Raw genomic sequence first — 22,317 nt, 5'->3', positions numbered from 1 at the left:
TTGGTGGTGTATCAAAAAGTATGCTGGGGTAATAAAGGAAGGGTGACAGCCGAAGCAAGATGATATATTTGAGGTTATGAAGATACAAATACAGATCAATTGCCCCGACTGTCACAGTCTTAGTCTAAAGAAAAATGGCAAAAAAGCTATGGTAAGCAAAACTACCAGTGTAAGGACTGCAAACGTCAATTCATTGGTGATCATGCCTTAACTTATAACGGCTGTCACTCTAAAATAGAAGACATTATACGGCTAATGACGGTTCATGGTTGCGGTGTTAGAGATATAGCGGTTATGGCCTCAGTTAGTATTGGTAAAGTGCTTAGTACTATAGGCTCATCTGTTTATAAGATTGCGCCTAAGAAGCGCTACTATGAACGCTCAGAGGTTGATGAATTCTGGACTTACGTGTATCGCAAGAAGCGTAAAGTTTGGCTTATTTATGCTTATGATCGCGCTACCAATGAGATTGTTGCTTATGTTTGGGGCAGACGCGACTTAAAAATGGCTCAGAAACTAAGAGCGCGTCTTAAGCAACTTAAAGTGAGCTATGACTCTATTAGCATGGACAATTGGGACAGTTTCATAACGGCCTTTAAACCAGATAACAAACAAGTTGGCAAACAGCATACGATAGGTATTGAAAGCAATAACTGCCGTCTTAGACACCGACTAAAGCGAGCCGTTAGAAGAACCTATTGTTTCTCTAAGAAGCTCGATAATCACTTAAAAGTGTTTGATTTGGTATTCTTTTATATCAATTATGGCTATGTCTGATGTCAGCATACTTTTTAGAACACCACCAAAGATTTAAGTGTGATGCAAATAATATTGAAGCTAGTTTAATTATGCTTAGGGAATTTACCTTTATTGAACTTGGGATTGATGATTATCCTGCAAAAACCACTGTTCAATCACGCTATTAGCAGGGTCATGATTGCTCTGCTGTTGTAATAATTGCTTGGTATCAATGAGCGCCTTTAATTGCTCAGCATAAGCACGTGGCTGCAGCAGACGCATCACGGTACGACAGATGTTATCACCACTTGCCTGCTCTTGGATAAGCTCGGGCACAATCGCGCTATCTGCCAAAATATTAGGCAAACCGACATAAGGCACTTTAACCAAACGTTTAGCAATCTGATAGGTCAGCTGATTTAACTGGTAAATCACCACCATCGGCCGCTCAAGTAACATGGCTTCCAAGGTTGCAGTACCCGATGCCAGCATCACCATATCTGATGCCGCCATCGCTTGCTGACTAAAGGTTGGCTGACTGTCATCATAGACCACCACAATCGCCGCGCGCAGCTGCTCTGAGCGCTTATCAATGACATCTTGCACGATATATTGATGATTTTGATCGACCGTTGGAATGATAAAACACAGCTTTGGGTCTAATAAAATCAGCTTTTGGATACCATCGAGCATGAGCGGCAAAATAGCCGTAATCTCACCGCGTCTAGAGCCTGGCATGACACAGATAAGCTGGCTGACATCGTCAAAGCGGTCGATAAAAAATTGCTGCAAGCCGTCATTATGCCAGACCAATTCACTACGGCGCTGATTGACTGGCGTCTCAAGTAGCGTCTGATCAATGGTTCGTAGTAGCGGATGACCGACACATATCGCTGGATGATTATGACGCTCATAAACCGGCAGCTCAAATGGGAATAAGCAAAGCACCAAATTGGTCGCCGCTTTAATATTGTGAATACGCGACTCACGCCATGCCCAAATAGAAGGGCTGACATATTGTACGCAGAATACCCCTTGCGGCTTAAGCTTCTTCCCCACTCGTAGATTAAAATCAGGCGCATCGATGCCAATAAACCAATCAATATCGGCGGCTTTAAAGGCCGTTAATAATTCACGCCGAGCTTTAAGCAAATCAGGTAGTTGCGCCATCACTTCTACCAAGCCCATCACTGCCAAACGCGATAATGGAAAAATACTTTGTAGCCCTTGCGCTTTCATTTTTGCGCCGCCAATACCAACCCAAATGATATCATCGCGCAGGTTATTCATCTGCTGCATAAAATCTGCGCCCAAGCTATCCCCTGACACTTCACCAGCGACAATCCCTATGACCAGTGGCGCCCCCGTCACAGCAGGCATTGCGTCATAAGCATTATAGCCATCAGGTGCTGACGTTAAATCATAAGGTTGGTGAGGCGTAGCAGAATCTGTCATGACAAGCTCTCAATATTAAAGTGGTACAATTTAATTGGTGCCATTTGAGTAGCACAGTTAAATAAAACAAAGGATAAAGTACATCAATTATAAAAATGATTATATAAAATATAACACAGCTTAGCCGTAATAAGATGCCCATTAAAAGGCATCTTAGCCGCTCGCATCATGCTCAAATTTGGTTGTTTATATCGTCATCATACGTGACCGTGCTTGAAATAGCTAAAAATAGCTAAATTAGTGCACAAAATCTAGTCCGTATCACTTATCTATATATGCCTATAGGCGTTCTGTTTAATGAAAATTTGGACTTAGTTTAGTGATAAAGAGTCATTTAACCCTATCCTTTACCCTGCCTTATCATTCTTATACACCTATGAATGACAGCATGTTAAGACAGGTTGCAGCGATAAGGTATAACAAAGTTTTGGTCGCCACATTCCAGTTAGCAGTCAATTAACTGTGCGACTGCCCTTGTCAACCGGCGCTTTTGTCCGCATAATGAATATCCCTATAAATCAGCTAGACGATATATAACCATGACAACACCAGTTATCCATAATGCAGATATTGACGACGTGAATATTGAAAAATTCATTCCTTTAATCACTCCCGCTGAGCTAAAGTCTGAGCTACCTTTGTCGAATGACGCCTATAACACGGTTCTAAAAGGTCGCAATACCATCCAAGATATCCTCGATGGTAAAGACAAGCGTCTATTTGTGGTTATTGGCCCCTGCTCTATTCACGATATTAAAGCCGCCCACGAATATGCCGATCGCTTAGCCGTATTGGCAAAAGAGATTGAAGACAGCATCTTCGTTGTGATGCGCGTCTATTTTGAAAAGCCGCGTACCACGGTTGGCTGGAAAGGCATGATTAACGACCCTGATATGAACGACAGCTTTGATATCGAAAAAGGTCTGCGCACTGCCCGTAAGCTACTACTTGATTTGAACGAAAAAGGTCTGCCGTGTGCGACTGAGGCATTAGACCCAAACACGCCGCAGTACATGCAGGATTTGATTAGCTGGTCAGCGATTGGCGCGCGTACGACTGAAAGCCAAACGCATCGTGAAATGAGCTCAGGCTTATCGTGCCCAGTTGGCTTTAAAAATGGTACAGATGGCGGTATGACGGTTGCTGTTAATGCCATGCAAGCAGTGAAAGAAGGTCATAGCTTCCTTGGCTTATCAGCAGATGGCAAAGTTTCTATCATCAAATCAAAAGGCAATCCTTACGCACACGTGGTACTACGCGGTGGTAACGGTAAGCCAAACTATGATGAAACCGCTGTTGCGCAAGTAGAAAACGAGCTGGCAAAAGGCAAGACCAATAGTAAGATTATGATTGACTCAAGCCATGCCAACTCAGGTAAAGACCCGTATCTGCAACCGATGGTCATCCAAAACGTTGCCGAGCAGATTAAAAACGGTAATAAATCTATCATTGGTCTGATGATTGAGAGCCATCTAAAAGGCGGCAATCAAAAGCTGACGGCTGATTTGAGCCAACTTGAATATGGCAAATCTATCACCGATGGTTGCCTAGATTGGGATAGCACGGTCACTGCCATGCGCAACCTACGTGACATGGTTAAAGACGTATTGCCGAATCGTTAATCTTTAATAACAATTGCCCATAAGCACAGGTTATTAAGTTTTTTAAGCATTATTAAGCGTTTCATAAAAAAGCCCGTCCGATAATAATATCGGACGGGCTTTTTCTTATAAAATAATTTAGTTTATTCTTATAGGGTCATTTAATTTACCCTACTCGCTCTCTGACCCTAAAACACTGTTTAAGCTTTCAATTACGTGCTTAGAAGTTGCTTGCTTTTGCAGTTCAAGCAACTGCTCATGCGCCATTTGACGACGCGGTTCAGCCAAGGTATTCCAACGTGCCAGCACTTGTAATAAGCGCGATGCTAACACAGGATTGGCGTCATCCAGCTTTTTAATCACAGCGATATAAATATCCAAACCTTCTTGTGTCCATAATACTGTTGGCTGCGAGGTAAAGGCACTGATGACTGAGCGTACACGGTTGGGCGTATTCCAATCAAAATCTGCATGCGCAAGTAAGGATTTAATAGTATCAGGTGTGACCGTATCAGCAGACGCTTGCACACTGAACCATAAATCAATGACCAAATCATTATTTTGGAAGCGCTTATAAAAGTCCGCCAAATAGGCATCAGCATTTGCCAGTTGATGATTGACCATCACTTTTAACGCGCCAAAACGTTCTGTCATACAGCTGGCATTATCATACTGTTGCTGCGCCCATTCATCTGCACCGGCAACGTTGGCGGTCAATGCCATATCGAGTACCACATTACGTAAAGCACGGGTGCCACGAGCGGCGGCACTGTCTTCATAAGCCTGCATCGGTAGCTGCTTATAAAGCTCAGACCATTGATCTTTTAGCGCCTCTGCCAGCTGTTGATATAAGCCTTCACGCTGTGCTTTTACCAGCTCTGGATCGTAATCTTTATGAATAGCAGATGCCAACTCTGGTGCAGATGGGATATCAAGCAAACGCGCCGCCAACATCGCATCACTAGCAGCCAATTCCGGCAAGGTCTGCGCCACTGCTTGCAGATATATCTCAGGACTGCTTTTCGCGCCTTGTCCTTGCAGTAAAATGCGATTGACGAGCATTTGCGTCACTTGCCAGCGGTTAAAGCCATTGTTCTCATATTGAAGCAAAAACGCCAAATCTTCATCTTGATAATCATAATTGAGCTGCACTGGGGCGCTAAAATCACGTAGCAAGGATACTACTGGCTCGCTTACTACATTTTCAAAGGTAAAGGTTTGTGTGGCTTGATCGAGCAGCAACATACGCTCGGCGACGATAGCACCAGAATCTTTATCAAATAGCGCGGTCGCTACGGGTATCAGCAATGGTTTTGGTGCATCAAAGCCTGCAACATGACGGGTTTGCTGACTCAAGGTAATGGTCAATGTCTGCGTCGCGCTGTCATAATCTTGGTGACCAGAGACTACAGGCGTACCGGGCTGACGATACCAATCGATAAAGTCCTCAATCTTGCTATCGGTAATACTAAGCGCCGATAAAAAGTCTTCAACCGTGACCGCTTGCCCATCATAACGACGGAAGTACTCGTCCGTACCTTTACGGAAGTTATCAGGCCCTAACGTATTGGCAATCATACGCACGATTTCAGCGCCTTTTTCATAAACAGTGGTGGTATAAAAGTTATTAATTTCAACGAAACTCTCAGGACGTACAGGGTGCGCTAACGGTCCTGCATCCTCAGCAAACTGATGGGCGCGCAAGGTTGCCACGTCATCGATACGCTGGACGGCACTTGACTGCTGGTCGGCTGAAAACGATTGATCACGGTAAACAGTAAAGCCCTCTTTTAGACACAGCTGAAACCAATCACGGCACGTAATGCGATTGCCCGTCCAGTTATGAAAGTATTCATGGGCAATGATAGATTTAACACTAAAGCTACGTGAATCTGTGGTGGTCTCAGGGCTAGACAGTACACAAGCGGTGTTAAAGATATTTAAACCCTTATTTTCCATCGCGCCCATATTAAACTGGCTAACCGCCACAATCATATAACGGTCTAAATCGTAAGCACGACCATAATTGACCTCATCCCATTGCATCGAGTCTTTTAAAGCTTGCATACCGACATCACATTTATCGATATCTTCAGACTTCGCATAGAGCTCAAGCATTACCTCACGCCCTTCGCTCGTCGTATAGCTGTCAGTCAATACATCTAAGTCAGCGATAACGCAAGCAAACAAATAGCTTGGCTTATTGGTCGGGTCTTGCCAAATCGCATAATGACGCTCTGGCGCATCCGACACTTCACCCGCTTCGAGCAAATTACCATTACTCAATAGCGTTGGAAAACGCTTATCGGCTTCTAAGCGTGTGGTAAATATCGCCAGCACATCAGGACGGTCCGGATAAAAGGTAATCTTGCGAAAGCCCTCTGGCTCACACTGGCTGACAAACATGGTATCGTCACCACTGCCGGCGATATATAAGCCTTCAAGCGCCGTATTGGTATGCGGATGGATGCGTACTTGCAGCTGTAATTTGGTGTTTTTTGGCGCATCGGTAATGGTCAATGTGCCCTCAGCTTGCGTATAACGATTACGAGCAAGCAGCTCATCATTAAGCTTAATAGACATCAGCTCAAGAGCTTCGCCATACAGCACCAAGTCGCCGTCAGTCTGACGCTGCATCACCAAAGTACTATCTACAATGGCATGATCATCAAATAGCTTAATATCCAAATCAACGGTTTCGACATCAAAGCTTGGTGGTCTATAGTCTTTTAAATGAATTTTACTTGGAGCATGTGATGGCACATCTGGCATGTCAGGATTGATAATTTGAGCAGCGGTTTCAGTGGTGGACATGGAAGTTCCTATTATTATTTATGATAAAAAGCTTACAACACTTAGCTACATTGCTCTAAACCACCAAATTTCAAGTGCGAGGATGAATAAAAACCAGCTTAGCATTTATTACTCAGGTAGTAGTCATGGCTAGCATGAACCGCTCGCCTTTTTATTCGTTTATTAATCACTATCCCCTTTATCAATCACAGCAGTTAATCATTGGATAATGTTTATTAACATGATTTAATAGGCTGATTGCTAACCTGACTACCAATTAAACGACCAACCTTATGACGACTTATGCTTCAAACATTACTTTACCATTATTAAGTGCTTATATTGAGGCATTACTACCTTCATTAGCCGCGCCTACCCAGAGCCAAGTAACTGAGCAACTAACCTCTGTCGATAATCATCAGGGCGAAATATTGTGGGTCGTACTAGATAAGCAAGAACGCTTAAATCTGCAAGCCCAACTTAGAGATAGCATTGCTATGATAAAAAGCAGCGCGCCTGATAGTCTCTATAAGAACGATGAAAATAATGATGAAATGGCAGCATTGCCTATAGCGACTTTAACCGAGCTTACCCAACAAGCGCGGCCTGAGCGTTATAATTTGGCCTGCTTTTGGCTACCTACCTTATCGGCAGAATTACTACAACAGTATATCCCCCTACTCATGCGCTATCGGGACATCTATGCTGCCCATTTACTTATCGTGCTTGATAAGGCAATAGATTTGCGCGCTTACGGTTTGACACCGTTCGATATTTTGAGCGAAGCATCTTTAGACAAGGATATCACTCATCAAAAAGACACCACTTTATTGACGGCATCGTCGCCCATATCCACCACACTTTGGCAGTTTAATTTGTACGATTATAAGCAATTGCCAAACTGGCTCAACGCTGACTACTGGGCGAACCCTGAAAACTGGGGCAAGAATCGTTGGTAAAATATCGGATAGGTATATGTAAATTCTCGAATTATTTACAGTAATACTACTTACATAAAGTAACATTTAGTATATGATAGATAGCAATTGCCTAAGTTTTACCAAAAGCAGTTTACAACAACAAATGTCATTAAAATTTTAGGAGCTCATTATGTCAACCAGTTTTTCAAAAATCGCTGCTCTAGCAGTATTATCAAGTGCTGTGGTATTGGCATCAGGTTGTGCCAACAAACGCGCGACTTCAGAAGTTGTCGTGGCCCCACTAGGTATCCCAGGTGGTCAAGCGGGTTATAACGGCGCGGTTATCGTCGGTAACTCAAATGCTGTTATTACTGGTGCTGAGAACCTGCAAGCAGTTGTATACTTTGCCTTTGATAGCAGTGAAATCACTTCACAAGCGGCTGGCGTATTAAACCAACATGCCGGTCTACTAAGCTCAAATCCAAACGCTGGTGTTGTTATCGCTGGTCACACTGATGAGCGCGGTAGCCGTGAATATAACATCGCCCTAGGTGAGCGCCGTGCCCAAGCTGCACGTGATTATCTTGCTGCCCAAGGTGTTGCGGTAAATAACATCCGTGTCATCAGTTATGGTGAAGAGCGTCCAGCAGCTGCCGGTACGACTGAAGATGCCTATGCACAAAACCGCCGTGCTGAATTGTCTTACTAATCACTGTTGATAAGACTTTGTTAGCCTAAATTAATGAGTAACAAAAAGCCCAGCAAATATATTGTTGGGCTTTTTGCATTCTGCTACGCTAAAATGAATGGTTAAAAGTGGTTTATATTCTGACAAACTGTAGACTTTATCTACATAAAAATACGAAGAAACCTATCTCTCAACAGCTTTAAGCTAATAGCCTTTACTATAAATAAATGATGCCAACCTTAAACTTACATAATATTCAATACAGTCAACTTGATTCCACGACGTGGTGCGCGACGGCTCAGGTAACTGCGCCTTGCCCTCTAGAGTCTTTGCACTTATTCAGCAATTCATTATTATTTAACGCAAACCTATTAAACATCGACACTGATAAATTCAGTCATATTACTTGGCACTATCATACTCATAACGTTTCTTTATCCGCGCGCAAAATCGCTTATCAACAGCGCCAGCAACAACGTACTGGTGTGCGCCTGTTATTACAATCTCTACTTAATAAGCTAGATATTATTGACAGTTTGGATGACGTAAGCTTCCCCTATCGACTTGTTAACAGCCAATATTACGTGTGCTTTAGTCATACTGGCGCAAGCAGTCCAAATACTTCTACTCAGCCGAGTGGAGAAAAATCTTTTAATGGGTTAGATAATAAAGTTGCAGTTGTTATTAGTTGTCATCGACCTGCAGGCATCGACATAGAAACCAATAACGTTGCATGGCGGGTGGCAAAGCGCTTTTACCATACTAATGAGATTGCTATCTTACAAGCTCTAACTTTTATGCAACGTGATACTGTCGCTAAGTTACTATGGCAAATAAAAGAGTGTTTTATTAAAATTCATCAATATAAGCTGGCGCAAGGTTTGGGTATGGATTACTCCTATCTCATTACCGGCTTAGTAAACGGCATCGAAGCACAAGCACAGCTACCTTTGTTAGCGTTCAACGATGATAAAACTGGTTACTATCTCGTCTTATTACCTGAGCAGCAGACAGTGATTGTCTATTAAAAAGTATTTAATGTAGGCACATCATTCTGACTTTATTTTAGACAAAAAAAACGACCCTTTTCAGGATCGTTTTTTTATTACTACTTATCTTCTAACAACAGTCCTTAGACTGTGATTAGCTTAGAAGCGGTAAGTTGCACCAACTTTAACAATTGGCATCCACTCTAACCAGTTTTTGTCTTCTAATTCATTTTCAGCAAGTTTAGCAACTTGACCAGCATTCAGACCTGAATCTACACCACCTTCTGTAACACCGTTTTCAATATTAACGCGTCTCTCTGAGTCAACAGCATTTACAGTTGCATCAGTTTTACCCATATAGGCTGCGCCAATCTCACCAAACAAACCAAAGTTGTTAGTGATATTAGGACGGAAACCGATAGTAGCATAAGGAGCTAATTTGTTGCGATGCTCCATAGTACCTTTAAGGGTTCCAACACCATTTTCACCATCAGCAACGAAAGTTTTGCCGTTAATCTTATAAACACCGCCATTAGGGTTAGCAGTTACATCAAAATCGTTATCAGGAACGATGATGCCAGCACCCATAGTGAACCAGTTACCAGTAGGACGTAATTGTACGCCTAGGTATGGGTTGCTAAAATCAGAATCAACGTCATAGTTTACGTCGTTAGCATCAAAGTCACCGCCGAATAGGTCAGCAACATCGCCACCTGCCCAACCAGCTTGTAGTTCAGTTTTCTCGTTTAGAGACCAACCGATGTTAGCGCCATAACCTAAAGTACCAACTTCAGCACTAACAGATGCTGGGTTTACTACTTGTTTGAAGAAACCTTTAGTACCACCAAGTGTGTTGCCTACAACACCAGCGTCAGCATCATATGCATAACCAGGTTGTGCTTGATAAGCAACAGCTACTGGCTCAGCTTCGTATACAACTGCTTCATTACCGTCAACAACGATAACTGGCTCAGCTGCTAATGCAGCACTTGATGCTAAAACAGCAGCAGAGATTGCCGTTAATTTAATAAGTTTCATAGAATACTCTCCTAAAGTGTGAAATAACTCGCCCGTAAAAAAATGATAATTTAGCTTTTTTTAAACAACCATTTTGTTGAGCAGATTAAAACAATTTTGGCTTGAAAAGTCACCCCCATGGATGCGCTTTTTATTTGCCGTTATGTAAAGATTGCATAGATATTGTAATAATTGCTACACCAATCCGCAAAACTTCGCTTTCCTGTTACACAATACTCTCAAAGCAACTGAATAGCACAAACACGAATATTGAATCGCTTAACGCTCATGTAAAGGTATTACAAAACATGTCAGTATAATGACCTATGTCACACTTTAACTCAATTACAGTTATAGAGTTTATTACTACAGTTTGTTGTGGTTTGTGAGTTAACGTATCTAACATTACCTAATCACTGATAATTTAGAAGCCAGATAACTTAAAAAACCAGATGATTTAGAAAGCTGTTAGTTAATACTTAGTATGAATCGCAGTATGGTAGATAAATGTGTTTATATTTAATGAGATATAAGCTTGTCTAAGCGCGATAATATGCTAAATTAGTCTTAGTCATAAAGTTGCTTTTAGACTTTGAATTTACTGGTATTTAACTGACTGATTACAGCGTCTTTTGTTTTCTGCTTTATTTTTATCATTCTTATTGAGCCATCTATATGCCTAAAGTATCGTCGATTACCCGTGTGTTAGAGATTATCGAAGCCGTATCTTACGCTTCAAAGCCCCTCTCGCCACTTGAGCTATCGCAAGAGCTTGATATCCCAAAACCGACCATTCATCGATTGATTCAAAATTTGGTCGATGAAGGGTTTGTTACGGTGGATATTGGTGGCGGTATTATTCCTGGCAAGCGGGTACGTAATTTGAGCGTCGAGCTTTGGCAACAGCGTCAGTTCTTTAATGAGCGCCAAATAATTTTGCACAAATTGGTTGATGAGATTAAAGAGACTTGTGGTATTGCCATTCCTTATCAGATGGGCATGATGTATACCAATCGTGCTAACACCTCGTTACCGTTACAGATTTATCTCCCTGTAGGCGCAAAATCACCGATGTGGTGTACGGCCACGGGCAAGCTTTATTTAAGCCAGTTATCGGCGACCAGCCGCGCTAAAATACTGCAAGGGCTTCCGCTAGATAAATTTACCAAAAATACGATTACGGATATTGATGCGTTAAATGCCGAGCTTGATCGTATCGCTGAGACGGGTATCGGTATCGACAATGAAGAGTTTATCTCAGAGATGGTAGCGGTATCGGTACCGGTACTGGATAAAAAATCACGCTATTTGGCATCCTTATATATTCATGCCCCAACCATCCGTGTGTCATTAGATGAGCTAATGACACACGTGCCGCGTTTGCAAACAGCAGCGCAAGATATTCAAGCTTTGGTGTATGAGCTGCAAAACTAGAGCCTGTATCATTAAGAAAAAATATGAGCTAACACGAAAAGGTCTGCGCTATAAAACTAGCGCAGACCTTTTTTATACTTTTCTTAGCAGCTCTATCAAGAACAATCTTTTAATACTTCATTAAAGCACAATATTCAAAATAAATTAACAATTTTAAGCGTTTAGAGCGTTAAGACAATACTGAACTGTCATGACGCGCCATAATGCTAGAAAAATCCTTATCGCCATTTTCTAGCGTATGTGCTTCGTAAAGCTCTGTCGCTTTGGCACCCATTGGCGTTTCAACATCGGTATCCTTAGCCGTTTGCATCGCAAGGTTAAGATCTTTTTGCATCAGCTTACTCATAAAGCCGCCTTTATAGCCGTTGCTAGAGGGTACATTTTCCATCACTTGTGGATAAGGGTTATAGACCTCTAACGTCCAATTACGACCTGAGCTTTGTAGCATAATATCTGACAGCACTTTGGGGTCTAAACCGTTTTTAACGCCTAAATTAATCGCCTCTGCCGTTCCCGCCATTAGAATGCCTAACAGCATGTTGTTGCAGATTTTCGCGACTTGTCCAGCACCGTGGTCGCCAGCATGAAATATATTTTTGCCCATAATAGCTAATATCGGCTCGGCTTTGGCGAACGCATCAGCGCTACCACCGACGATAAAGGTTAAACTACCAGCGATGGCGCCGCCTGTACCGCCGGAGACTGGCGCATCTAAGAAGTCTATGCCAAGTTTGCTTGCTGCCTCTGCTACCAGTCTTGCATCAGCCGCCGCTATTGTACTGCTATCGATGACCAATGTGCCTTTGGGTAATTCTGCCAGTAGGCCTTCAGCGCCATTTTCACCCAAATAGACAGAATGAACGTGCTTGCCCGCAGGTAACATGCTAATAACGACTTGTGCATTGCTCGCAGCATCTTTAGGACTATCAGCCACACTGGCACCTGCTTGCTGCAAGCGCGCGGTTGCCTCCGCAGATAAATCATAAACCGATAGCGTATAACCTGCCTTTAACAAGTTCTCTGCCATCGGTGCACCCATATTGCCAAGCCCAATAAAAGCTATATTTGGCTTGGCAGTATTGTTTGACTCTTTATTGCTTAAACCTGAATCCTTTGTACCCATCTCATCGCTCCTTGATGATTGCTTATGCAGACAGTGCTACACATAGTTTTACGTTTTTTAATTTATACTTGATTCTTATAATGAGGTTACCAGCTCTTAGCACACAAGCTGGCTGCCCAACGCTTCATCACCCAACCAATCGCCTAGGGGATGTTCGCCTTTAGCATAAGGGTTTACAAAGTGCTGATGTATATATTCCTGCCCTTCGCTACTGAGACACTCTGCTAGTGAACGCGACCATTGTGGATTACGGTCTTTATCAATTAGTAGCGCACGTACGCCTTCTTTAAAATCAGGATTGGCGGCACAATGCACAGCTACGTTGGTCTCTAAATATAGGACTTGCTCTAGCGACAAATCAGTCACTTTATGATAAAGCGCATAGGTTAAAGCGGCGGTAACTGGGCAGCCATGTCGATAAGTATCTACTGCGCGCTGCGTCCAGCTGTCTGCTGCAAAGTCTGTATCTAGCTTTGCTAGCGCTTCGTCGCTTTGTAGGAGCGCATCAATATCTCCCAGTCCGCCGCTGTTCATCAACTGCTGAATAGGATGCCAATAGGTTGCTAACTTACTAGCAGGCAATTCGGCTACTGGTTGTGCTGCTAGTGCACGGCTAACAATACTGTAGGCACTATCGTTGTGACATTTATCGGTATTACCAGCTGCTGATTGCCAATTACTCTGTTTTAAAATTTGTATGACGGCATCATAATCACTACTGGCAACGGCATACTCTGCAAGATTTGCTAATAAAGCGTCATTGCCGTTACACATCGCACCTGTTAGCCCTAAGAACAAACCTGTTTTAGCTGGCATACGCTGCAAGAACCAACTACCAGAAGCATCAGGGAACAGTCCAATAGTTACTTCTGGCATGGCAAAGCGGGTGCGCTCAGTGACCAAACGATGACTACAACCTGCCATCAAGCCCATGCCGCCACCCATAATAATGCCGTCGCCCCAGAGGATTAATGGCTTTGGATAAAAATGCATCTGCCGATAAAGACGATACTCATGACCAAAAAACTCTGTCGCATAAGGGTTCGGTAGCGGCGCACTGGTAGACATACTGTCATACAGCTTACGGATATCACCGCCGGCACAAAACGCCTTTTCTCCTGCTCCTTTTAATACCAATGCCACTATCTGATCGTCATTTTGCCACTGCTCTAGCTGCTGGGCTAATAACTGACACATCTCAACACTGAGCGCATTGAGAGATTTGGGCGTATTTAACGTCATTATCCCAATCAGATGGCCACACTCTGTCGGCTCAGTATTGAACAATACTGGTGCTTCTTGTGTATTTTTTTCTACGGCTTTTTGATTATTATCATCCGTCGCTGTCGTCGCTGCTGTCATAAAAGTAACCTAAAAATTAAAAGGAAAAATATTAGCGCTAAGTCTGATTTAATTTGGCCTATTTATTTTGCCAAGTGGGTTTGCGCTTCTCTAAAAACGCTTGCACACCTTCGCGCTGATCTTTGGTGTCGAACAACTTAACAAAAGCTTCGCGCTCATGGATAAGGTTTTGGGCAGGCGGGGTGTTTCTTGCGGCTTGGATAAGCTGTTTAGAATAACTGACGGCAACAGGAGATTGCTTAGCGACTTTTTGCGCTAGCGCTTGCGCCGCTAATAAACCGCCACCTTTTGCCGTGACTTCTTCGACTAAGCCAATGCGTAATGCTGTCTCGGCATCGACGCGCTCACCGCACAATATCATACGCTTCGCCCAGCCTTCACCAACCAATAAAGGTAGATTCTGCGTACCGCCCGCGCATGGCAATAATCCCACGCCGGTCTCTGGTAAGGCCATCTGTGCATGCGCTTCTGCGATACGGATATCACAGGCCAGCGCGCACTCAAGTCCACCGCCCATCGCATAGCCGTTGATGACTGCGATACTCACACCGCGATACGCTGATAGTGCTTCAAACGCTTCGCCAAAAGCGATGGCCATGCTGACTGCTTGGCCTTTATCACCGTCTGAGAAATTATTTAAGTCCGCACCTGCTGAAAAGAACTTCTCACCATCGCCATGGATAATTAAGGCATAAACATCATCATTGGCATTGAGGTCAGTAACCAGCTGTTTGAGCGCTGACAGACTGTCCATCGTCCACGTATGGGCTGGTGGGTTATTCAGTGTCACGGTAGCAATGTGGCCGTCAATGGATAACTTGAGATTGGTATAATCCGTCATAAATAATCCTTTATTTTATCTGAATTTGGTACGATTTATTGGTGAGACACTAGGTAAAAGAGCCCTAGAAAATCATAGAGCACTTAAAGTATTTCTATAAAAGCATTGCCATAAAATAGCTGTGTACTACGATTAACGCAATTGACTCAACGCATCATCTTGCATAAGCTGACGCGAGACAATCACCCGCATGATCTCATTGGTGCCTTCCAAAATCTGATGCACACGTAAATCTCGAACATGGCGCTCAAGCGGATACTCATTTAGATAGCCATAACCACCATGTAGCTGTAAGGCTTCATTAGCGACATCGAAACAAAGATCCGTTGAGAGACGCTTTGCCATCGCACAGTAGGTAGATGCTTGCGAGTCATTGTTATCGACTTTATTAGCTGCTAAATAAAGCATTTGCCGCGCAGTAATGGTTTGTGTGAGCATATCAGCAAGCTTAAACTGTACTGATTGTAAGCTGGCAATCGGGCTACCAAACTGGCTACGCTCTTGCACGTAATTGGTCGCTGTCTCTAGCGCTGACTGCGCCGTACCTACCGCACAGATACCAATATTGATACGACCGCCATCTAAGCCTTTCATCGCAATACGAAAACCTTGGCCTTCCTCGCCTATTAAATTTTCTGCTGCTACTTTGACATCTTTAAAGCTGATGGTGCGCGTTGGTTGCGCTTTCCAGCCCATTTTATGCTCGTTTTTACCATATTCGATACCAGCGCTATCAGCGTCTACCACAAATGCAGAAACCCCTTTTGGTCCTGCGCCGCCTGTACGCGCCATGACTACCAACACATCGGTTGAGCCTGCGCCTGAGATAAAAGTTTTTTCGCCATTGAGTACATAATAGTCGCCTTGCTTGTCGGCTTTGGTGCGTAATGAGGCGGCGTCAGAACCGGCATTCGGCTCAGTTAAGCAGTAACTGCCAAGCCATTCACCACTGACCATATTGGGTAAATACTTTTTGCACAAGGCATCACTACCATACTCACCGATCATCCAGCTCGCCATGTTATGGATACTCATATAAGCAGCCACTGCCGTATCACCCCATGCCAGCTCTTCAAACACCATGGCAGAGTCTAAGCGTGGTAGCCCTAAACCATCATATTCTGGATTGGTATATAGCCCCAAAAAGCCAAGCTCGCCTGATTTCTTAATCACATCAATTGGAAAGTGCGAGGTGCGATCCCATTCAGCCGCATTGGGCTTTAGCTCTTTTTGAGCGAATTGCCGAGCGGTTTGGCGAAAGGCAATTTGGTCTTCGGTCAATGAGAAATCCATAGGGTCATCCTTGTGCTTGCATAGCAAATATGGTGGAGAAAAGGTTATAAGCCGTCAGTCTACTGTGGTTTAAACCGTGTTGGTTATACAGTATAGCAGCGCTATAACGACAATCATAAATCATGCTTTGTTAAAAACATACTGAGTAAGATTGTCGCTATGTTGTTGAGATGCTGCAAATATATTGGATTAACGATTACATTGAAATAGTGGTATTGACACCGCGGCTTGCCTCATCATCGAACCAGCGGGCAGTGACCGTTTTGGTTTGAGTATAAAATTGCACCGCTTGCTTACCATAAGGACCGAGATCACCCAGCTTACTAGCACGTGAGCCTGAGAACGAGAACATTGGTAGTGGCACAGGAATTGGCAAGTTAATACCGATTTGACCCACCTGCACATCCTGCTGGAATTTATGCGCAGCCGCTCCTGACTGAGTAAAGATCGCCGTACCATTACCATGTGGATTGGCATTTAGCAGCTCAATCGCTTCATCAAGGTCGGCTGCACGCATGATACACAGAACAGGGCCAAAGATTTCTTGCTGATAAATTTGCATATCAGCGGTAACGTTATCAAAGATAGTCGGCCCCACAAAGTTGCCTTTTTCAAACCCTTCCACCGTGATACCGCGACCATCAAGAAGTAGACTGGCGCCCTCTTCTACCCCCGTACCAATCAGATGCTCAACACGGGCTTTTGCGGCAGGTGAAATGAGCGGACCTAAGTCTTTATCATGCTTACCTGCTGAGACCACTAAGCCTTCTGCTTTGGCTTTGATATCGTCAATCCATTCCCCTGCTGCGCCGACTAACACCACGACTGACAATGCCATACAGCGTTGACCGGCGGCACCAAATGCTGCACCCGCTAGCTGATTGAGTGTTTGCTCTTTATTAGCATCAGGTAGGATAACGCCATGGTTTTTCGCACCCATCATACACTGGGCGCGCTTACCAGATTTACTAGCGCGCTCATAGACATGCTTGCCAACGTTGGTTGAGCCAACAAATGAAACCGCTTTAATATCTGGATGATCACAAATGGCATCAACCGTCGCCTTGCCGCCATGTACGACGTTTAACACACCTTCAGGTACGCCCGCTTCAACGGCAAGCTCAACCAGACGCATAGTCACCATCGGATCTTGTTCAGAAGGCTTTAGAATGAATGTATTACCCGTAGCAATCGCCATTGGGAACATCCATAGTGGAATCATCGCTGGGAAGTTAAACGGGGTGATACCAGCACAGACGCCAAGTGGCTGCCAGATACTATAGGTATCAACGCCTGAGGCGACGTTTTCAACGAAGTCGCCGATTTGCAGATTGGCAATACCTGCGGCATGTTCGACGACTTCTAGACCACGGAACACATCCCCGCGAGCGTCAGCAATGGTTTTACCCTGCTCGGCTGTCAGGATTTCTGCCAGCTCATCCATATGCTCACGAATGAGTGCTTGATACTTTAAAAAGATACGCGCACGCGTGGTGATTGGCGTTTTGCGCCATGTCTGAAAGGCTTTCTGAGCGGCAGCGACGGCTTGATTAATTTCATCGTCAGTGGTTTGCGGAACTTTAGCAATAACTTCTTGGGTGGCGGGATCGGTGATATCAATCCATTCGCTGGTATTAGAATCAACAAATTGACCATTGATGAGCTGTTTAACGTGGTGCATAAGATATCCTTATCTTGTTTGCGAGACTACCCTTTTATGGTGTCCTAGTATTCAAAAAAGAGATAAAAACGATAAGTTTTTATCAATCACACTTAATTTTTAAAATGATTTATTTCGTATCGTTATTGACTATAGCAATAAATCAATTTTAGGGTCAAGTGCTTTATCAAACTTTTATCTAAGAATTTGTGACTCTTTAAATTCTCTAACGTTTAAAAACGAAAAAGCCCATGATTGTACATGAGCTTTTCCCGATATTAAGATGACTGAATTTTTTCAATTAATACGCCATTAGATTAATAGTCTTTCATCGACTGCTTAATCGCATCAATCGCGGTTGGGTTATCAAGCGTTGACATATCACCTGTCTCATTACCTTCTGCTAAAGCACGAATAGCGCGGCGTAAGATTTTGCCAGAGCGCGTTTTGGGTAATGCTTGCGGAAAATAAATCGCGGCTGGACGAGCGATACCGCCAAGGGATTTTACCACGGCACCGATGACTTGCTGCTCAATACGGAAACGGTTTTCGGTCGTCGCCACTTGCTCATGATCTTTTAACACACAAAAAGCGATGGGCAACTCGCCTTTTAATTCGTCCTGAATACCCACGACTGCACATTCTGCCATCTCTGAATGGGTGCTTATCGCCTCTTCAATCTCTTGGGTGCCGATACGGTGGCCGGCGACGTTAATCACATCATCGGTACGTCCTAAGATATAAAAATAACCATCTTCATCCGTCACTGCATAGTCCGAAGTTGAGTATTGCTTGCCATCAAACAGACCAAAATAGCTGCTGATAAAGCGCTCGTCATTACGCCATACGGTGGTGAGACAACCGGGTGGCAGTGGTGCGCGAATGGCGAGCAAGCCCTTTTCGCCAGCTTTACAAAGCTCGCCGGTTTCTTCGTTTATCACGTGGGCATCATAACCATACATGGGATGACCGGGTGAGCCTTGTTTGTGCGGTTTATGATTAAATTTGGGCGTATTACTTAGAATTGGCCAGCCTGACTCTGTCTGCCAATAATGATCTAAAATCGGCACCCCTAAATGCTTGGTCAGCCAATTGGCCGTTGACTCATCAAGTGGCTCACCTGCTAAAAAGAATGACTTAAGGCTTGAGACGTCGTAGCGGGTCATCCACGTTTCATCTTGTTTTTTCAGCATACGCACACCCGTCGGTGCGGTAAATAAAATATTCACTTTATTTGCTTCGACAATCCGCCACCAGATGCCAGGGTTTGGACGATGTGGCAAGCCTTCATACATCACACTAGTCATGCCAGCGAGCAATGGCGCATAAATGGTATAAGAATGCCCAACCGCCCAGCCGATATCAGATATCGCCCAAAAGGTCTCGCCCGCCTTGCCATCGTAGATATAATCTATCGATGTCGTTAGCGCCACTGCATGACCGCCGGTATCACGCTGCACACCTTTTGGCGTACCAGTAGTGCCTGAGGTATAAAGCAAATAAGATGGCGTATTGGACTCTAACCATACTGGCTCAACAATCGCATTGGCTTCACAACTGATACGGCGCTGGGTTGCATAATCGACATCGATAGCTTTTTTCTCAAACGGCAACACACCACGATTGACGACTAGTACATGCTCGGGCTTGACCGTTGCTTGCTCAACGCCTTGATTGACCAAGCTCTTGTAGTTAACGACTTTTCCACCGCGTAAACCTGCATCCACCGTGATGACCATTTTTGCTTCGGCATCATCCATACGAATGGCCAAGTTATGGGCAGCAAAGCCACCAAATACCACCGAATGTACGGCACCAATACGAGCGCAGGCTAGCATGGCATAAGCCGATTCTAAAATCATCGGCATATAAATGATGACGCGATCACCCTTGCCGATACCGTGACGCTGTAGCACATCGGCAAAGTAATTGACTTCTTTATAAAGGTCATTATAAGTCAGGCGACGCTTGGTATAGTCGGTATAAAGCTCAACGTTATTGCCCAAATCTTTAAAGGCATCGACGACGGTAGGAAAGGTTTCGATTAATTCTTGGTTAATCTCAGAGGATAGCCAGATAAAGGCATCTTGCTCGGCGCGCTCTGCAAGATGGCGATCGACACAGTTATAACAAAGGTTGGTCTCACCGCCGACGAACCACTTAGCAAACGGCAGATTGCTGTCTTCAAGGATTTGCTCAGGCTCTTTATGCCAATAAATGCGCTTAGCTTGCTCAGCCCAAAACTGCTCGCGATTATCAATGGAGGACTGATAAATATCTGCAAAGGTTTGCTTGCTATCAAATGACGCTTGAGAATTTTGGCTAGAGGATTGATTGAAGCTTTGATTATTATTGTGATTCATAGCTTGATTGCTGGTTTGAGAGTTAGCTTGCTCGTTCATAATGGCTGTCCTTAGCGTAAACGATGGGTAATGCTGTAAGTTTTTATAAAAAGCAATGTTATAAGAAGCAATGTTGTAAGAAGCAATGTTGTAAGAAGCAATGTTATAAGATATAACTTCATAATATGATGCTTTATAAGATACGCTCTTATTAAATAATATCATAATATAAAACTGGCTATCCCTGCCATAACTGAAAAACCGATACGTTATGTATCGGTTTAAAATGTAGCAGAGCTATTGATAAAGGTCAACTATTAAGCGTGTCAGCTACTTGATATTTTGCTAGCCATAATCGCATTAAAAGTTAACCACTCTAAGCGATTACACCTCTGTTTGATTGGCATACATCTCGCGCATGACTTTTTTGTCATGTTTCCCTACCGAGGTTTTTGGTAGCTCATCAACGAATTTAAACTGACTTGGCACGCCATACTTAGGAATAATACCGCGCTCAACAGCTTGCTCGGCAATCGCTTTGATGTCATCGGCGCTGGTATCTTGGCAAGCAGGTTTGAGCACAATCAAGGCTAGCGGACGCTCTCCCCACTGCTTATCACGCACACCAATCACTGACACGTCAGCCACCGCTGGATGTAACGATAAAATCGTCTCAATCTCTAATGACGATATCCACTCACCGCCTGATTTGATCACGTCTTTTAGACGATCGGTAATTTTAATATAACCATCAGGCTGGATGTAGGCGATATCTTGCGTATGCATATAGCCATTTTCCCACAGCTCTTTACCCGCATCGTCATTCTTCAGATAGCTTTGCGTTAACCAAGGCGCACGCAGCACCAACTCGCCCGTATTGTCTTTACCCATACCGACAGATTCATTGTCAGTATTCCATACTTGAGCGTCTACCATCAGTACCGGCTTACCGGTCATACAACGGCGGGCGATATCTTCTTCTGCAGACATCTCAGGTTCATTGAGGCTAAATTCTGTCAAGCTAATAAGGGGGGCGGTCTCAGACATACCATAGCCAGTATAAACTTCAATACCTTGTGCCAATGCTGCTTTTGCTAAGCCTTCGGTCAGTTTAGAGCCACCGATAATCATTTTTAACCCATTAAAACTGGCATCACGATCTTGCGCTTCTTTGAGTACCATCTGCAAAATCGTTGGTACGCAATGGGTGATACTGACCTTTTCATTGATAATTAAATCCATCAATACATCGGGCGCATAGCGACCTGGATAGACTTGTTTTAGACCAACCATGGTGGCGGTAAACGGGAAACCCCACGCATGAACGTGGAACATCGGCGTCATCGGCATATACACATCACCGTAACTGACGCCTTGTTTGTTGGGCAGCATACCTAGTGTCGCCGCTTCCGTCAGCGTATGTAATACCAATTGACGATGGCTAAAGAACACCCCTTTTGGATCGCCGGTCGTGCCTGAAGTATAGAAGGTGGTGGCAATGGTGTTTTCATCAAAATCTGGGAATTCAAACTCGCTACTAGCGGCATCTAACAGCGCTTCATATTCACCGGTGACGCGATTTTGATTGCCGCCAAAGACGCCTTCATGTGACACCCCATTATCATCAAGCCAAATAATATGCTCAATACTGGAGTTTTCAAACTGATAATCTTTCACCAAGGGCGCAAACTCAGAATTGAGCAGCAATACTTTTGGTTTAGCATGGTTGATGGTATAAAGGATTTTTTCAGGTGACAAGCGGATATTGACGGTTTGCAAGATATATTCTGACATTGGTATGGCAAAGTACGATTCTAAGTAGCGATGACTGTCCCAATCCATGACTGCAATCACATCACCGGCAGCAAGCTTTAAATCTGCTAAAACATTGGCTAAGCGATTGATACGCTGAAACAATTCTTTATAAGTGAAGCGTTTTTTATCGGCATAAACGATTTCTTGCTCTAGCGATACCGTTTTGGCACGATTTAACAGTTGCTTGACGATTAACGGATAATCGTAGGCTGACGGCGCACTATGATAAATATTTGACATAAATTT

General features: G+C 43.9%; 16 protein-coding genes. 6 read left to right on the top strand and 10 right to left on the bottom strand.

Annotation, left to right across the window (positions count from 1 at the left end; genetic code table 11):
- Nucleotides 1-76: 76 nt before the first annotated feature.
- A protein-coding gene (locus ACP7AA_RS03790) for an IS1 family transposase (protein ID WP_426222715.1) occupies nt 77-777 on the top strand; the annotation gives its coding sequence in 2 pieces (ribosomal slippage) (nt 77-149 and nt 149-777; 702 coding nt in all).
- A gap of 90 nt (nt 778-867) precedes the next feature.
- On the opposite strand, the gene lpxB is transcribed toward ACP7AA_RS03790, so the two are convergent.
- A complete protein-coding gene (lpxB, locus tag ACP7AA_RS03785; protein WP_426222970.1) occupies nt 868-2,118 on the bottom strand; it encodes a lipid-A-disaccharide synthase in 1,251 nt (416 codons plus the stop codon).
- A 614-nt stretch (nt 2,119-2,732) separates the two neighbouring features.
- On the opposite strand from lpxB, the gene ACP7AA_RS03780 reads away from it, so the two are divergent.
- Entirely contained in the window at nt 2,733-3,815 is a 1,083-nt protein-coding gene (locus ACP7AA_RS03780) for a 3-deoxy-7-phosphoheptulonate synthase (protein WP_201619352.1), read from the top strand.
- Between the two features lie 150 nt (nt 3,816-3,965).
- Here ACP7AA_RS03780 and pepN read toward each other — a convergent pair whose 3' ends face one another.
- On the bottom strand, nt 3,966-6,608 hold the full coding sequence (pepN, locus tag ACP7AA_RS03775) for an aminopeptidase N (protein ID WP_426222714.1): 2,643 nt from the start codon (nt 6,606-6,608) through the stop codon (nt 3,966-3,968).
- 272 nt (nt 6,609-6,880) lie between these two features.
- On the opposite strand from pepN, the gene ACP7AA_RS03770 reads away from it, so the two are divergent.
- From ACP7AA_RS03770 to ACP7AA_RS03760, 3 genes are all read left to right on the top strand, one after another.
- Entirely contained in the window at nt 6,881-7,546 is a 666-nt protein-coding gene (locus tag ACP7AA_RS03770; RefSeq protein WP_426222713.1) for a DUF6231 family protein, read from the top strand.
- 151 nt (nt 7,547-7,697) lie between these two features.
- Complete coding sequence (pal, locus tag ACP7AA_RS03765; protein WP_183618461.1) at nt 7,698-8,216, top strand: peptidoglycan-associated lipoprotein Pal; 519 nt, start codon at nt 7,698-7,700, stop codon at nt 8,214-8,216.
- A 206-nt stretch (nt 8,217-8,422) separates the two neighbouring features.
- Nucleotides 8,423-9,223: a 4'-phosphopantetheinyl transferase family protein gene (locus tag ACP7AA_RS03760; protein ID WP_426222712.1), complete on the top strand. Its 801-nt coding sequence runs from the start codon at nt 8,423-8,425 to the stop codon at nt 9,221-9,223.
- A gap of 120 nt (nt 9,224-9,343) precedes the next feature.
- Here the strand turns inward: ACP7AA_RS03760 and ACP7AA_RS03755 are convergent, their stop codons facing one another.
- Nucleotides 9,344-10,222, bottom strand: a complete 879-nt coding sequence (locus ACP7AA_RS03755) for a hypothetical protein (RefSeq protein WP_426222711.1) — start codon at nt 10,220-10,222, stop codon at nt 9,344-9,346.
- A gap of 654 nt (nt 10,223-10,876) precedes the next feature.
- On the opposite strand from ACP7AA_RS03755, the gene ACP7AA_RS03750 reads away from it, so the two are divergent.
- On the top strand, nt 10,877-11,635 hold the full coding sequence (locus tag ACP7AA_RS03750) for an IclR family transcriptional regulator (protein WP_426222710.1): 759 nt from the start codon (nt 10,877-10,879) through the stop codon (nt 11,633-11,635).
- 169 nt (nt 11,636-11,804) lie between these two features.
- Here the strand turns inward: ACP7AA_RS03750 and mmsB are convergent, their stop codons facing one another.
- From mmsB to ACP7AA_RS03715, 7 genes are all read right to left on the bottom strand, one after another.
- On the bottom strand, nt 11,805-12,758 hold the full coding sequence (mmsB, locus tag ACP7AA_RS03745) for a 3-hydroxyisobutyrate dehydrogenase (RefSeq protein ID WP_426222709.1): 954 nt from the start codon (nt 12,756-12,758) through the stop codon (nt 11,805-11,807).
- A 96-nt stretch (nt 12,759-12,854) separates the two neighbouring features.
- On the bottom strand, nt 12,855-14,120 hold the full coding sequence (locus ACP7AA_RS03740) for an enoyl-CoA hydratase/isomerase family protein (protein WP_426222708.1): 1,266 nt from the start codon (nt 14,118-14,120) through the stop codon (nt 12,855-12,857).
- A 58-nt stretch (nt 14,121-14,178) separates the two neighbouring features.
- The gene (locus ACP7AA_RS03735; protein WP_426222707.1) at nt 14,179-14,961 is read right to left on the bottom strand and encodes an enoyl-CoA hydratase; all 783 of its coding nucleotides are present in this window, start codon (nt 14,959-14,961) and stop codon (nt 14,179-14,181) included.
- 132 nt (nt 14,962-15,093) lie between these two features.
- Nucleotides 15,094-16,254, bottom strand: a complete 1,161-nt coding sequence (locus tag ACP7AA_RS03730) for an acyl-CoA dehydrogenase family protein (RefSeq protein ID WP_426222706.1) — start codon at nt 16,252-16,254, stop codon at nt 15,094-15,096.
- Nucleotides 16,255-16,450: 196 nt separating this feature from the next.
- Nucleotides 16,451-17,935 carry a CoA-acylating methylmalonate-semialdehyde dehydrogenase gene (locus ACP7AA_RS03725; protein ID WP_426222705.1) on the bottom strand — a complete coding sequence of 495 codons (1,485 nt, stop codon included), beginning with the start codon at nt 17,933-17,935 and terminating at the stop codon, nt 16,451-16,453.
- A 296-nt stretch (nt 17,936-18,231) separates the two neighbouring features.
- Nucleotides 18,232-20,316 carry a propionate--CoA ligase gene (locus ACP7AA_RS03720; RefSeq protein ID WP_426222704.1) on the bottom strand — a complete coding sequence of 695 codons (2,085 nt, stop codon included), beginning with the start codon at nt 20,314-20,316 and terminating at the stop codon, nt 18,232-18,234.
- A 324-nt stretch (nt 20,317-20,640) separates the two neighbouring features.
- Nucleotides 20,641-22,311: a fatty acid--CoA ligase gene (locus ACP7AA_RS03715; RefSeq protein ID WP_201625609.1), complete on the bottom strand. Its 1,671-nt coding sequence runs from the start codon at nt 22,309-22,311 to the stop codon at nt 20,641-20,643.
- Nucleotides 22,312-22,317 lie beyond the last annotated feature (6 nt).

Source organism: Psychrobacter sp. DWR1-2-3, from assembly GCF_049896465.1.
Classification (GTDB): domain Bacteria; phylum Pseudomonadota; class Gammaproteobacteria; order Pseudomonadales; family Moraxellaceae; genus Psychrobacter; species Psychrobacter maritimus.
Note: the sequence above shows the minus strand (reverse complement) of the source record. Positions and strands in the feature narration are given on the sequence as shown.